The following is a 13,844-nucleotide window of genomic DNA, read 5'->3' as shown; positions in this document are numbered from 1 at the left end:
CGTTCTAGAACTAGATGTCTAGAACAAATATTCTGAACTTCTAGGGGTTAGCGCGCGTCGAGTTCGCGGTGGCGCTTGAGCACGTGTCCGTGGTGGCTGAACTGGCGCGCCAGCATCTCGACGAGGTAGACCGAGCGGTGCTGGCCACCGGTGCAACCGATGGCGACGGTGAGATAGCTGCGCTGGTCGGCCGCGAAGTTGGGCAGCCAGCGCGACAGGAAGCCCGCGATTTGGCCCATCATCAGACCGACTTCGGGCTGCGCCGCGAGGTAGGCGGCCACTGGCGCATCGCGGCCGGTGAGCGGCCGCAGCTCGCGGTCGTAGTAGGGGTTGGGCAGCACGCGCACGTCGAAAACGAAGTCCGCGTCGCTGGGCACGCCATGCTTGAAGGCAAAGCTCTCGAAGACCAGCGTCAGCTTGGTGCCAGCGTTAGGGCCGACCAGGTCAGCCAGCCAGACACGCAGCTGGGCCGGGCGCAGCTGGCTGGTGTCGATGACGGTGGATTCGGCCTTGAGGCCGCCGAGCAGTTCGCGCTCCAGCTTGATGGCGTCCAGCAGCGGCCGGTGGCTGTCGTCGCTGCTGCCGTCCAGCGCACCGAAGCCGGTGTCGCGGCCCTCGCGCAGCGGATGCGGGCGGCGCGTCTCGGAGAAGCGCCGCATCAGCGCGTCGTTGCTCGCGTCCAGGAAGACCGAGCGCACCGCCACACCCTGGGCACGCAGCTGCTTGAGCAGCGGCAGCAGCAGCGGCAGGGAGCTGGCCGAGCGCACGTCCACCGCGATGGCCACGCGCCGCTCGCCGCGCTGCTGCTCAAGCTTCAGGAAGTCCATCAGCAGCTCGGCCGGCAAGTTGTCGACGCAGAAGTAGCCAGCGTCCTCCAGCGCATGCATGGCCACCGACTTGCCGCCGCCGGACATGCCGGTTAGCAGCACCACGTCGCCTTGAAGATCGGTGTCCAGGTTCATGATCTGGCCTTGCGCGGCCGGGTGGATGCAGCGGTGGAGGCGTCCAGCATTTCCTGCGCATGCGCCAGGCTGGTCGACGACAGGCGCTCGCCGCCCAGCATGCGGGCAATCTCGGCAACGCGGGCCTCGCCGGCCACCGGCGTGACACGGCTGGTCGTGGCGCCATCCTGCATGGCCTTGGCGACGACGAGATGACGGTCAGCGCAGGCGGCCACCTGGGGCAGGTGGGTGACCGCCAGCACCTGGCGCTCCCCGCCCGCCGAATGGCCGAGCTGCTTCATCAATCGGCCGACGGTTTCGGCAACGGCGCCCCCGATGCCGACATCGATCTCGTCAAAGATCAGCGTGCCGGGCGCGTGGTCGTTGGCGGCCTGGCTGGCTGTCACGGCGATGGCCAGCGCAATGCGCGACAGCTCGCCGCCCGATGCCACCTTGGCCAATGGCCGCGGTGTGCTGCCAGCATGGCCGGCGACGAGGAATTCGGCCGATTCGATGCCGAAGCTTTGGGGGCCGTCGGTCGGGTTCAGTGCGATATCGAATTGGCCGCCGGCCATGCCGAGCTGCTGCATCGCCGCCGTCACGGCCGATGCGAGCTGCGGTGCGGCCTTTTTGCGGGCGCGGCTGGCGGCCTGCGCTTCGATGTCGAAGGCCTTGCGCGCGGCTTCGAGCGCAGCTTCGAGCTGGGCGGGGTCACTGGCCGCGTCGAGTGCGGCCAGGTCGCCCCGCCATTGCGCCAACAGTGCTGGCAGCTCCTGCGGCTGGCGGCGGTAGCGGCGCGCCAGCGTCATCCAGGCGGACACGCGCTCGTCCAACTCGTCCAGCCGCGCCGGGTCGAGATCGGCCTTGTGCAGATAGGCCGACAGGGTGTGGCTGGCATCCTGCAACTGGGCCTGCACGTCGCGCAGCGCTTGCACGGCCGGCAGCAGGCGGGCGTCGTGGTCCAGCACGCGTTCGAGCTGATCCAGCGCGCCGCCAGCGAGGGACTGAGCGCTGGGCTCGGCCTCGTCCAGCGCGTCCAGCGCTGATTTGGCGGCGTCGATCAAAGACTGGCCGTGCGCCAGCCGCCCATGCTCGGCGTTCAGCTCTTCCCACTCGCCCTCGGCCGGCGCCAGGCCGTCGAGCTCGCCAATCTGCCAGGCCAGGCGCTCGCGTTCGCGCAGCGCGTCGGCCTGCTGGCCCTGGGCCTTCTGCAGCGCCTCTGCTGCCTGCTTCCAAGCGGCGTGAGCGCGGGCCAGCGGCGCGGTGTCCAGACCAGCAAAGCCGTCGAACAGCTCGCGCACCGCGGCCGGGCGGGTCAGGCCTTGCCAGGCGTGCTGGCCGTGGATGTCGAGCAGGTGGTCGGCCAGTTCGCGCAGCTGGGTCAGCGTGGCGGCGCCGCCGTTGATCCAGGCGCGGCTCTTGCCGCCGGCGTCGATGACGCGTCGCAGCAGCAGCGCCTCGTCCGCATCGAAGCCCGCTTCGTCCAGCCAAGCGCGCAGGTGCGGCGGCGTGTCGAACTCGGCCGTGATCTCGGCCTTCGCCGCGCCCTCGCGCACGACGCCCGCGTCGCCGCGGCCGCCCAAGGCCAGCTGCAGGGCGTCGATGAGGATGGACTTGCCCGCGCCGGTCTCGCCGGTCAGCACGGCAAAGCCGGGCTCGAAGTCGAGCTCCAGCGTCGGGACGATGACGAAATCCTTCAGGCTCAGGTGGCGCAGCATGGGCCTAGATCCGGTAGTTGAGCGCGCCCGAGGGGCTGGCGAGGCGGGACGTTGGCAAGGCGCGACGACGAAGTGGGCTCGTGCCCACGAGGAGGAGCAACGCAGCCAGCGGCCCGAAGCGCCAGACCAACGGGCGCGCAGCGTTGTTCACCGAAGTGGTGAGCGTCATCCAAAGGTTATGGTGTTGATGCATCGGGACTCGGGAGCGTGGCAAGCGGTCAACTGCCGGGTCTGGGCCTAGACATACCAACGCAATTTGCGACGCAGGGTCGCGTAATAGCTCCAGCCCTTGGGGTGCAGGAAACGCACCTGGTGCTGGCTGCGCCGCACGGTGATGGTGTCGCCGTGCAGCAGGCTGGCGAGGCTTTGCATGTCGAAGTTCACCGAGGCATCGCGCCCGGCGACGATTTCCATGCGCACCTCGCCGAGGTCGGGCAGCACGATGGGCCGGTTGGACAGCGTGTGGGGCGCAATCGGCACCATCAGCCAGCCGGCGATGCTGGGGTGCAGGATGGGCCCCCCGGCCGACAGCGCATAGGCCGTCGAACCCGTGGGCGAGGCCACGATGAGACCGTCCGCCCGCATGTTGGCGACGAATTGCTCGCCGACCTCGATCTTCAGTTCCACCATGCCCGACGTGCCGCCCCGGCTGACCACCACGTCATTGAGCGCTAGGCCGGAGAAGATCGACTCGCCGTCCCGCCAGACCGCACCTTCCAGCATCGCTCGCGGCTCGACCTCGTAGTCGCCCGCCAGCACCGGCGCCAGCGACTCGCGCCAGCGCTCGATGGGAATGTCGGTGATGAAACCCAGCCGGCCTTGGTTGATGCCCACCAGCGGGATGCCGTGGCGCGCCATGTCGCGCGCAAAGCCAAGCATGGTGCCGTCGCCGCCGATGACGACCGCCAGGTCGCATTGCCGGCCCAGCTCATCGTTGGAAAGCGCGTCGTAGCCGGCCAGCCCGGTGTTGAGCGCGGTGTCCGCTTCCAGCGAAACGTCGAGGCCGTGGCTGCACAAAAATTGGGCAATCTCTTCCAGCACCGGACCTATGCCTGGCGCCTGATGCTTGCCCACGATGGCGACATGTCTGAAGCGCTCGGCCATAGCGGCAAATTACACCACAGGGGTATCGCCTCTCCACGCAGGAAAGGGTCAGTCCATAGAATGCGGGCATGCTCGACGAGCGCTCCAAATCCCTGCTGAAAACCTTGGTCGAACGCTATATCGCGGACGGGCAGCCGGTCGGCTCGCGCACGCTGTCCAAGGCTTCGGGCCTGGAACTGAGCCCCGCGACCATCCGCAACGTGATGGCCGACCTGGAAGACCTCGGCCTCATCGCCAGCCCCCACACCAGCGCCGGCCGCATCCCGACGGCGCGCGGCTACCGCCTTTTCGTCGACACCATGCTGACGGCGCAGCCCGGCCTCATCGGCGTCGAGACGGCTCAGCTGCAGCCCGACCAGCCCCAGCGCGTCATCGCCAGCGCGGCGCAGATGCTGTCCAACCTGTCGAGCTTTGTCGGCGTCGTCACGGCGCCCAAGAAGCCCAGCGTCTTCCACCACATCGAGTTCCTGCGCCTGGGCGAGCGCCGCGTGCTCGTCATCCTCGTGTCGCCCGACGGCGATGTGCAGAACCGCGTCATCTTCACCGCGCAGGATCTCAGCCAAGGGGAACTGGCCGAGGCCAGCAACCGCCTCAACGCGGGCTATGCGGGCCTGACGCTGGAGGGCGTGCGTGAACGCCTGCGCCACGAGGTCGACGCACTGCGCGGCGAGATCGCCGGCCTGATGAGCGCGGCCGTGCGGGTAGGCACCGAAGCCATGACGCAGCAGGACGAACAAGTCGTCGTCTCCGGAGAGCGCAACCTGCTGACCGTGCAGGACTTCAGCCACGACATGGGCAGCCTGCGCCGCCTGTTCGACCTCTTCGAGCAGAAGACGCAGCTGATGCGACTGCTCGACACCTCCAGCCGGGCGGAGGGTGTGCGCATCTACATCGGCGGCGAAAGCCAGGTCGTGCCGTATGAAGAGCTGTCCATCGTGTCGGCGCCCTACGAGGTCGACGGCCAGGTCGTCGGCACGCTGGGCGTCATCGGCCCCACGCGCATGGCCTACGACCGCATGATCCAGATCGTCGACATCACGTCGCGGATGGTGGGCCAGGCGCTCAGTCAGCGTTGAGCCAACGCTGACTAGAATCCGCGGCTCCTCCCCGGGGGCCGTTAGCTCAGTTGGTCAGAGCAGAGGACTCATAATCCTTTGGTCGTTGGTTCAAGTCCAACACGGCCTACCACCCACTCTGTGATCGCTGTTGCCTGCTTGGGCAGGCAAGCTCTTTCATAGGTAATCCGTACCGGCATGGTCATGCGTTGCACCGACCGAGACGCAGCGGTCGCGGTGATTCAGGCACAGGGCTGAGCGATGTCCCCGCTTATTCGCCCCACTTGGCAAGGTACTTCTCGTAGTTGCCTTGCCACGCGGCGCCGGCCGCGTTGCCGCTGCTTTGATGGGTGATGGCGATCGGCCAGGTAGCCAGCCACAGCCCCGCCTGACGAGCACTCCGGCAAAAGTCCATGTCGTAGAAGTGGAAGTCGAATCGCTCGTCAAAACGAACCTGTCGCTCCCTGAGCAGATCGCGCCGGGTGGCGAGCAGCACGCCGTCCAGCAGCTCGCAACTGGCGGGCGCCGACCCGAAGTGCGAGATCTTGCCAAAGGCCTGCTGCCCATGGCCGACCGTGCCGCTGAGGTGCTCGGCGGCATCCCATTCGCGCGGCTTCGTGAAGGCCCATGAAGGCTGTCCCGGCACGCGGCGGCGGTTGCCCGCGACGCCGATGATGTCGACCGCGTTCACGGCAGCCGACACATGTTCGAAAAAGAAGTGGTCGTCCAACCAAACGTCGTCGTGGATGAATACCAGCTGCGGCGAGGCGTCGGCGGCGTCGATGTTCTCGTTGTAGACCGCCGGCAAGCTCCGACGGTTCTCAAAGGCGATGCGTGGTCTGAGTCGGCGCTCATGCGATATGCGCTGCAGGGACAGCCCTAGTGCCGAGCGTGTCCAGAAGTCGTGGGAGTTCAGGCGCGTTGCACAAATCAAGTCCATCATGCGTTCCGGTGAGCCAGTTGTCCTTGACCAGGCGGCGTAGTCTAGCGATGCCTTGACAGCTTTGAGCTGAGACAGTCGCCGGCCGGCGCTGATCGCTTCCGCCGGCCCGGCGCGTTAGCAGTCGCGGCATTTTTTCGCGGTTGCGGCCGGTGTCGCGGCTTGTTACCGCGCCATGCCGCCGAGCCTCGATAACGCACGCGCCGATGCTGCCGAGGCGCGCTAGTCTTGCTGCGTTCGAGCCCGCGCCAGGGCCCGACCAGGCGGCCTGTGCAGTTGTCACGGCCCACCTGCCCCGGTCCTCCCGCATCTCCGGAACCACTGAAAGCATGGACAGCGCCAGCAAGACGCCCACCCCCGGGCTCCGCCAGAAACTCATCATTGCCGCCGTCGCCGTTGGGGCGCTGTTGGCGGTCTACGGCGTGTCTACGCTGCACGAGCGCACCGCTCAGGAGACGCAGGCCCGCAAGAACGCCACGGCACTGGCCTTCGAGCGTGCGCCGGAGCAGTGGCTGGCGCAGCCGCGCGAGGCCTCGGAATTCGAGCGTGCCGTCCAGGCCAAGGAGGTCGCGGCCGTGGGCGTCGACGGCCCGCTGGTGCTCTACAGCGACCGCGCCGGGCGCCGGTTCAGCACGCGGCTGATCGACTGCGGCGTCGGCTGCAAGAACGAGATCGGCTCGCGCCTGGGCGAGCTGAGCGTGGCGCAAGGCTTTGCCTTGACCCACATCGACGTCGATGCCCGCACCGCCGGGCAGCGCATCAGTCAGGCCGTGGACAAGACGATGGGCGTGCTCGCGCCGCTGCTCACCCTGCTGCTGCTGGGCGGTGTGCTCGCCTATTTCCACCTGCGCGGCTCGCTGGGCCAGCGCACCCGCCTGGCCGACAAGCCGAAGATCCGCTTCGACGACGTCATCGGCGCCGACGAGGCCAAGAAGGCGCTCAAGCGCGTGGCCGCCTTCATGAAGGACCCCAGGCAGTACGCCGCCGTCGGTGCGCAGGCGCCGCGCGGCGTGCTGCTCGACGGCCCGCCGGGCACCGGCAAGACGCTGCTGGCCAAGGCGCTGGCCGGCGAATGCGGTGCCAGCTTCATCTGCGTGGACGGCTCCTATTTCAGCTCGATGTTCTTCGGCGCCGGCATCAACAAGGTCAAGGAGCTGTTCAAGAAAGCTCGCGAGGCGGGCCCCTGCATCATCTTCATCGACGAGATCGACGGCATCGGCAAGCGCAGCAGCGGAAAGGAAGCCGGTGGCGGCGGTGGCGGCGAGCAGGAACAGAACCGCATCATCAACCGCCTGCTGGTGGAAATGGACGGCTTCTCGTCGCTGGACAACGTCGTCGTCATCGGCGCCACCAACCACGTCGACAACATCGATGAGGCCATGCGCCGCCCCGGCCGCTTCGACCTCATCGTGCGCACCTCGCTGCCCAACGCGCCTGAGCGTCAGCAGCTGTTTGAGCTTTACCTCGGCAAGGTCAAGGCCGCTGCCGGCATCGACCTTGCGTCCATCGCGCGGACTTCGGTAGGCATGTCGCCAGCCGATGTCGCCAACGTTGTCAACCGCGCCGCCGCCTACGCGGCGGAGGCGGGTGAAAGCGAAGTCAGCCAGGAGCGTGTCTACCAGTCGCTGGAAACCCACCAACTCGGCGGCGAGGTATCCAACACCAAGTCCCTCATCACGCCCGAGACGCTGCGCCGCATCGCCTTCCACGAGTCCGGCCATGCGCTGGTGGCCCATGTGCTGGAGGCCGGCAGCGTCGAACGCGTCAGCATCGAGCCGCGGGGCCCCGCGCTGGGGGTGACCTATATCGCGCGCAACAACGAAGAGCCGCTCTACGGCGAGCGCGAGCTGCTTTCCCGCCTGGCCATGATGCTGGCCGGCCGCGAGGCCGAGCTGATCGCCTTCGGCAATGCCTCCTCCGGCGCCGCCGACGACCTCAAGCGGGCCTCCGAGCTGGCCACGTCCATGGTCGGCTCGATGGGGTTCGGCAAGACGTTTGGCCTGCTCAGCATGGCCGGCGTGCCGCGCGAGCTGATCGGCCCCGATGTGCAGAAGTCGCTGCTCGACGAAGCTCGGCATCTGCTGGAAAGCGCGCAGGCCGAGTGCCGCCGCGTGCTGGAAGACAAGCGCGACCGCTTGAACACGCTGACCGACCTGCTGCTCGGCCAGGAGACCGTCAGCGGCGCGCCGCTCAAGCGCGTGCTGTCAGGCGAAGCCGCCTGAGGCGCACGCGCGCAGGGTCAGCCGCCATCGGGCTCCTTGGGGGCGCCGACATAGCAGGTCACGCCGTCGGCGTCGCAGCCCAGCGCATAGACCTGCGACGGATGCTCGCCGGTGTCCAGATCGGCCTGCGAGCTGAACACGCGCATGAAGAACCGCTTGGTCTTGCCCAGCAGCTTGCTGTAGACGAAATAGCCGTGGCCGCCAACGCCGACGGGCGAGTTGCTGAAGCACACGTAGCGCACGACATTGTTCTGAACCCGCTCCGAGCCCGGATCCGCACCCAGCTTGACCTGATTGCCGTCCACGACATAGGCGCCGAAGAGCACCGAGTCAGCGTCGTTGTAGGTGACGAAGACCTTGCCCTTCGGCCTCAGCTTCTCAACCCAGTCCTTGTGGCCTGAGGCGCGCACGCAGGGCGCCACCAGCGCGATGTTGAACGCGGCGCCGAGCGCTTCACGCGCTGCCTCAATGTCCAGCGTGTACTGCAGGAAATGCCCGCCCAGACTGTGCGCAGCCACGCTGTAGGGCTGCGCATTGGCCTGAAGCCTGGCGACGCTTACGAGGCGAAGGAATCGCGCCAGCGCATCGACCGAGTCCTGCGCATTGTTCTTGGCCTGTCGGTAGCGCCTGGCCTTCTTGACGATAGGGCCATCGGTGCGATTGGACGGCTTAACCTGGTCCAACTCGTCCTCGTTGCCTGGCTCGTCGTTCTTGGCGCCCGGCAGTTCAGAGCCATCGGACAGATAGCCTTCGGACGGCCAGGAGAAGCCGATCACCTCCACCTTGTAAAGCTTGTCCAACACGGCGCAGCGCTCGAAGCAGGCTTCCGGCGTGTTGTTGTTGCCATGAAGGTAGAGCAGCACCGGTCGACCACCGCTGAAGAGCTTGGACAGGGCCGCGACGATGGCCGCGTCGTCGGCGCCGTTGGTAAGGTCCTTCAGGCTCCAGGCGCCGTTGGTTGCGGCCTTCGCATTGGCAAAGTTGAGATCGGTCTTGCCGGGCGCGAAGCCCTTGGCGAAGGTCGCGCTGCTGCCGGTTCCGGCGATCTTGCGATTGGTAAAGATGAGCATGGCGGTTCCACTGTCAATTCAATGCCGGAGTGTTCGGCAGCGACGCCCTGCCGCCATCCCCAGCCTTGACGATGGGCGGCTCTTCACGAGCCGGGCGTCGAAGGCGCAAGGCGCCCTGCCGTGGCGCAGCGGAGCCGACCGCTGCGCTGGGCCATTCGCGCTGACCTTTGTCAGGGCGGCGCGCGACGCCGGATACTGGGCTTCCCCCAACGGAGACTAGACCCATGAAGACCTGGCAGATCGCCGCGCTCGCTACCGCCGCCCTGTTCACCGCCGTCGGTTCCCAGGCGCAGGCCGCCGACCCGCTCAAGGCCGCCGTTGCGGCCGACCATCGCACGGTGGGCAATGTTGCCCGCGACGCGCACCGTCACCCCTACGAGACGCTGAGCTTCTTCGGCATCAAGCCGACCGATACCGTCGTCGAGCTCTCGCCGGGTGGCGGGTGGTACACAGAGATCCTGGCCCCTTATCTGCGTGAAGCCGGCCAGCTCTATGCGGCTGCGGGCGAGGGCGGCCGCTTCAAGGCCAAGATGGACTCGATGAGCGTCTACAGCAAGGTCAAGCTGAGCGTCTTCGATTCCAACAAGGGTTTGCTCGACATCGCGCCGCCCGGCACGGCCGACGCGGTGCTGACCTTTCGCAACGTGCACAACTGGATGAGCCAGGGCCCCGAGAAGACTCAGGCCGTCTTCAACGCCGCCTTCAAGGCGCTGAAACCAGGCGGCGTCCTCGGCGTCGAGGAGCACCGCCTGCCGGCGTCGCAAACCCAGGACCCCAAGGCTGCCAGCGGCTATGTGCAGGAAGCCGTCGTCATCAAGTTCGCCGAGGCCGCCGGTTTCAAGCTGGCCGGCAAGAGTGAGGTCAATGCGAATCCCAAGGACACGGCCGACCACCCGCAAGGCGTCTGGACGCTGCCGCCGACGCTCGCCCTGAAGGACAAGGACCGCGCCAAGTACCAGGCGATTGGCGAGAGCGATCGCATGACGCTGAAATTCGTGAAGCCTTGATGGACCGAACGGCCATGCCGCGTCAGGGGTCGGATTGACCCGGCGGCACGCCGTCATCGGCCTGGGGCGCCTTGCCGGGGCGCTGGTCCCGGCGCTGCGGCAGGCGGGCGAGGTGGTTGTCGTTGGGCGTCGCTCCCCTGGCGCGGGCGAGTTGACGCAGGCGGAGGCGGCGCAGCAGTCGGATTGGGTCTGGCTGACGGTCCCCGACGACCAGATCGCCGCGACCGCCGCGGCCTTGCCCTGGCGGGACGGCCAACTCGCCCTGCACTGCAGTGGCGCGACGCCGCTGTCTGCACTGGCCCCGGCGCTCGCCGCTGCGGGCTTTCATCCGCTCAAGCTGCTGGCTGGGGACGCCGGCCTGGCCGGCGTGCATGTCGGCATCGAGGCCGGCGCCGGCCACCATGCGGCGCTGCGGGCGTTGGCTCTTGCGCTCGGCCTGGTGCCGCTGGCGCTGCCGTCGCCGATGACCGCCCAGGCGCGGGCTGCGTATCACGCGGCTGCCAACCTCGCTGCCAGCGGCGTGCTGGCCGTACTGGCCGAGGCCGAGGTGCTGTGGGCTTCAGCTGGACTGGCGCGCGGCGACGCCCTGCCGGCCATGGCGCCGTTGACACGCGGTGCGCTTGACACGGCGCTGGCTCGCGGTCTGCCCGGCGCGGTCTCGGGGCCCATCGCCCGGGGCGACACCGGCGTGGTGACACGCCATCTCGGGGCTCTGGCGGCTGCCGGGCTGGCCGACGATCTGCTGCTGGCGCTGGGCCGTCGCCAGCTTGCGTTGGCGGACAGCGCCGGCCGCCTCGACGCCGCCCAGATCACGGCCTTGCGGGCCTTGTTGGCGATGCCATGAAGACGTTTGCAGCCTGCGTGACAAAGGGCGCGTTCGGCTGGCGCTGCGGCGCCTCGCCCTGCGGGGTGCGCTCCTAAACTGGCCCAGTCCCGTCGCTGTGCCGGGCGCAGCCCAGGGAGTCTTCATGTCCGACGCGTCCATCCACGCGGTGATCCAGGCCGATGCCGTCCAGGTCCTGCACGACGTCGTCGAGGAACTGCCCGATGCGCGCGAGCGCCTGGCCTATGTGCGCAGCATGACGGAGCAGGCCGCGACCAAGGTGCTCAACCTGGTCGAGGCCGCACAGGGCGATGCGGAGGCCGTGCGCAAGAAGGGCCGCGAGCTGTCCGACGCGCTCAACCGCCTGGCGCTGTCCAGCAACATCAGCCCCGATCGTGCACGTGCGCTGATGAAGCTGTGCGCGGCCTATGCATCCGATGCCGCCAGCTTCGCGGCACGAGAGAAGTCGCTGCACAGCGAGATCATGATGTCGCAGGACTTCCAGGATCTCTCCGGCCAGGTCATCAACAAGGTCAGCAAGATGCTGGAGCGCGCCGAGCCGCCGCTCAGGGAGCTCGTCCAATCCTTGCCGGCGTCCGTGGCCTCCGCCAAGCCAGAGGTTCTGGGCGGCGTGCAGACGCCCGACAAGGCCTTCAAGCAGGACGATGTGGATGACCTGCTGGCCAGCCTCGGCTTCTGACTTTCAAGTCCAGCTCGCCGGGTCCAGTCGGTAGTAGCCGCTCAGCTCCGAGTACAGCGCCGGGTGGCCGGCGGCCAGCTCGATGGGGCGCTCGAAGAACAGCTCGCTGATGACAGCGAAGAACTCCGCCGGGTCGGTGGCGCCGTAGGCGTCGATCAGGCCCGGCTCGCCACGCGCCAGCCGCCAGCGCAGCGCATCGAACTCGTTCTGCATCACGGTTGACCAGCGCCGGTAGGCCTCGGCCGTCGGCAGCGCGGGTGCGCCATTGGCGGGGCCGCCGGCCTGGTCCAGCTGATGGGCGAACTCATGGATGACGACGTTGTGGCCGTCGCCCGGCGTGGCAGCGCCGCGCTTGACTTCATCCCAGGCCAGCAAGACCTGGCCCTGGCTCCAGCTCTCGCCGGCCAGCACGCGGCGCTGGTCCGACAGCACGCCGCCGGACTCCGTCACCGGCCGGTCCACCACAAAGGCACCCGGGTAGACCAGCACCTGGCGCAGTTCGGGGTAGATGCCGCGCGCCATGCCCAGCACCGGCAGGCAGGCGAGCGCCGCGATGGTCACGCGCATCTCGTCCGTCACCCGCAGGCCGCCGCAGCCGAGGATGGGTTTTTCGGCCAGGAACACCTGCATCAGCCCCTTGAGCTTGAGCTGCTGGCGCGCCGGCAAGCGTGACACCAGCGGCACATGGCGGCGCAGCAGGCGGCGCCAGGCCGGCGGGAACGGGCGGTTGGCGATGCGCTCGCGGCTGCGCCTCACCCACAGCGGCCACAGCGCGATACCGGCGGCGGCCAGCAGGACGAGACAGAAGCAGATGAAGAGCGCCATGAGCGGCAACTGGGCCCGGCGGCACGCTTTGCAAGCCCCGCAAAAACCCAACCCACCCGACCGCGGGGAGAGGATCGGGCCGACATAACATGGCTCGCGTTCAACGCCCGGAGTCGCCATGCCGCCCAGTCTCGCGAATGTCTCTCGACGCTGGTCCTTGAGCCCGCGCCGCCCGTGACCCAGGCCCCGCTGCGTGCTTGGCAGGTCTTGTTGGGTGGCATTTGTGCGCTCGTGCTGACCATCGGCCTGGCGCGTTTCGCCTACACGCCGCTGCTGCCGCAGATGCACGCCCAGGCTGGCCTGGGCCTGGCCGAGGGCGGTCTGCTCGCGTCCATCAACTACGCCGGCTACATGAGCGGCGCGCTGCTGGCGGCCTGGATCGAGAGCCCGACCTGGCGCCAGCGGCTCTACAGCTGGGGCCTGCCGCTGGCCTTGGCCGTCACGGCGCTGATGGGCTGGAGTGCGTCCCTCGGTGTGTGGGCACTGTCGCGTTATGTCGGCGGCCTGTGCGGCGCGGCCGGCATGCTGCTGGGCTCGGGGCTGGTGCAGGGCTGGCTGATTCGCTCGGGGCGGCGGCCGGAGCTGGGCATCTACTTCATCGGCCTGGGGCTGGGCATCGTCGTCTCGGCGCTGGGCGCCATGGGAATGACGGGTCTGGGGCTCGGCTGGGCCGATCAATGGCAGGGCTTCGCGCTGTTGGGGTTGGCTTTCCTGATCCCGGCCTGGGCCTGGCGCCCGCCGGTGCCGCCGCCGGCCGCCAGGTCGGCGTCGGCCGAGGCGCCCAGCGCGCGCTGGATGGCGCTGATGGTCGCAGCCTACTTCTGCGCCGGCTGGGGTTTTGTCATCAACGCGACCTTCACCGTCGCCATCGTCGAGAAGCAGCCGCTGCTGGCCGGCCAGGGTCCCTGGGCGTGGCTGCTCGTCGGCTTGGCGGCCACGCCCGCCGTGTTCGTGTGGGACCGCATCGCGCGGCGCTGCGGCGATGTCGGCGCGCTGCTGATCGCCTTCGGCGTGCAGATCGTTGGCGTGTTGCTGCCGGTGCTGGCCGATGGCCTGACTGCGGCGCTGGCGGGCGCGTTGCTCTACGGCGCCACCTTCATCGGCATCGTCAGCCTGACGCTGGCCCTCGTGGGCCGGCGCTCACCCGCCAACCCGGGCAAGGCGATGGCGCGGCTGACGCTGAGCTATGGCGTCGCCCAGATCAGTGCGCCGGCGTTGACCGGCCGCATGGTCGAGGCCAGCGGCAGCTTCGACGCCGCGCTGTGGCTGACGGCCGGCGTGATGGCGCTGGGCATGGCCTGCTTGTACGCCGTGCTGCGCGAGTCTGAGCCGCGCTCCAGACACAGTCCGCCATGAAGTAACTCTGTGTGAGCCCGTCATCCGTGCCGTGCGTCGGACTGTTAGTGGGGGGCGGCCGCGCTTGTGCGGCCTGGAGTGGA

General features: G+C 68.4%; 12 protein-coding genes and 1 tRNA gene. 7 read left to right on the top strand and 6 right to left on the bottom strand.

The window, feature by feature from the left end; all coding sequences use genetic code 11:
• Positions 1-47: 47 nt before the first annotated feature.
• From rapZ to ASC81_RS22285, 3 genes are all read right to left on the bottom strand, one after another.
• Positions 48-962 carry an RNase adapter RapZ gene (gene rapZ, locus ASC81_RS22295; RefSeq protein ID WP_056272278.1) on the bottom strand — a complete coding sequence of 305 codons (915 nt, stop codon included), beginning with the start codon at positions 960-962 and terminating at the stop codon, positions 48-50.
• Positions 959-2,659 carry a DNA repair protein RecN gene (gene recN, locus ASC81_RS22290; protein ID WP_056272276.1) on the bottom strand — a complete coding sequence of 567 codons (1,701 nt, stop codon included), beginning with the start codon at positions 2,657-2,659 and terminating at the stop codon, positions 959-961. The genes rapZ and recN overlap by 4 nt, the downstream gene beginning before the upstream one ends.
• Positions 2,660-2,896: 237 nt before the next feature.
• Positions 2,897-3,763: an NAD kinase gene (locus ASC81_RS22285; protein ID WP_056272273.1), complete on the bottom strand. Its 867-nt coding sequence runs from the start codon at positions 3,761-3,763 to the stop codon at positions 2,897-2,899.
• Between the two features lie 68 nt (positions 3,764-3,831).
• On the opposite strand from ASC81_RS22285, the gene hrcA reads away from it, so the two are divergent.
• Both hrcA and ASC81_RS22275 read left to right on the top strand, forming a co-directional pair.
• Positions 3,832-4,839 (top strand): heat-inducible transcriptional repressor HrcA, encoded by a 1,008-nt coding sequence (gene hrcA / locus ASC81_RS22280; RefSeq protein ID WP_056272270.1) that lies wholly within the window; start codon positions 3,832-3,834, stop codon positions 4,837-4,839.
• 35 nt (positions 4,840-4,874) lie between these two features.
• Positions 4,875-4,951: transfer RNA gene (locus ASC81_RS22275), tRNA-Ile, on the top strand.
• 138 nt (positions 4,952-5,089) lie between these two features.
• On the opposite strand, the gene ASC81_RS22270 is transcribed toward ASC81_RS22275, so the two are convergent.
• Positions 5,090-5,758, bottom strand: coding sequence for a glycosyltransferase (locus tag ASC81_RS22270; RefSeq protein WP_162253771.1), 669 nt, complete (start codon positions 5,756-5,758; stop codon positions 5,090-5,092).
• Between the two features lie 329 nt (positions 5,759-6,087).
• Here ASC81_RS22270 and ASC81_RS22265 point away from each other — a divergent pair, with 329 nt between their 5' ends.
• Positions 6,088-7,980 (top strand): AAA family ATPase, encoded by a 1,893-nt coding sequence (locus ASC81_RS22265; protein ID WP_056272265.1) that lies wholly within the window; start codon positions 6,088-6,090, stop codon positions 7,978-7,980.
• A 17-nt stretch (positions 7,981-7,997) separates the two neighbouring features.
• Here the strand turns inward: ASC81_RS22265 and ASC81_RS22260 are convergent, their stop codons facing one another.
• Positions 7,998-9,050 carry an alpha/beta hydrolase gene (locus ASC81_RS22260; protein WP_056272262.1) on the bottom strand — a complete coding sequence of 351 codons (1,053 nt, stop codon included), beginning with the start codon at positions 9,048-9,050 and terminating at the stop codon, positions 7,998-8,000.
• 224 nt (positions 9,051-9,274) lie between these two features.
• Here ASC81_RS22260 and ASC81_RS22255 point away from each other — a divergent pair, with 224 nt between their 5' ends.
• The 3 genes from ASC81_RS22255 to ASC81_RS22245 all read left to right on the top strand — a co-directional run bounded on the left by ASC81_RS22255 (position 9,275) and on the right by ASC81_RS22245 (position 11,580).
• A complete protein-coding gene (locus tag ASC81_RS22255; protein WP_056272259.1) occupies positions 9,275-10,057 on the top strand; it encodes a class I SAM-dependent methyltransferase in 783 nt (260 codons plus the stop codon).
• 34 nt (positions 10,058-10,091) lie between these two features.
• The gene (locus ASC81_RS22250) at positions 10,092-10,901 is read left to right on the top strand and encodes a DUF2520 domain-containing protein (protein ID WP_056272256.1); all 810 of its coding nucleotides are present in this window, start codon (positions 10,092-10,094) and stop codon (positions 10,899-10,901) included.
• Positions 10,902-11,025: 124 nt separating this feature from the next.
• On the top strand, positions 11,026-11,580 hold the full coding sequence (locus ASC81_RS22245) for a protein phosphatase CheZ (protein ID WP_082536729.1): 555 nt from the start codon (positions 11,026-11,028) through the stop codon (positions 11,578-11,580).
• Positions 11,581-11,583: 3 nt separating this feature from the next.
• Here ASC81_RS22245 and ASC81_RS22240 read toward each other — a convergent pair whose 3' ends face one another.
• Positions 11,584-12,405, bottom strand: coding sequence for a zinc-dependent peptidase (locus tag ASC81_RS22240; protein ID WP_056272533.1), 822 nt, complete (start codon positions 12,403-12,405; stop codon positions 11,584-11,586).
• A gap of 174 nt (positions 12,406-12,579) precedes the next feature.
• On the opposite strand from ASC81_RS22240, the gene ASC81_RS22235 reads away from it, so the two are divergent.
• Positions 12,580-13,761, top strand: a complete 1,182-nt coding sequence (locus ASC81_RS22235; protein ID WP_200946960.1) for a YbfB/YjiJ family MFS transporter — start codon at positions 12,580-12,582, stop codon at positions 13,759-13,761.
• Positions 13,762-13,844 lie beyond the last annotated feature (83 nt).

Origin of the sequence: Pelomonas sp. Root405 (assembly GCF_001425165.1) — a bacterium.
Lineage (GTDB): Bacteria > Pseudomonadota > Gammaproteobacteria > Burkholderiales > Burkholderiaceae_C > Pelomonas.
The sequence above is the reverse complement of the archived record's forward strand: the minus strand, read 5'-3'. Positions and strand labels throughout refer to the sequence as shown.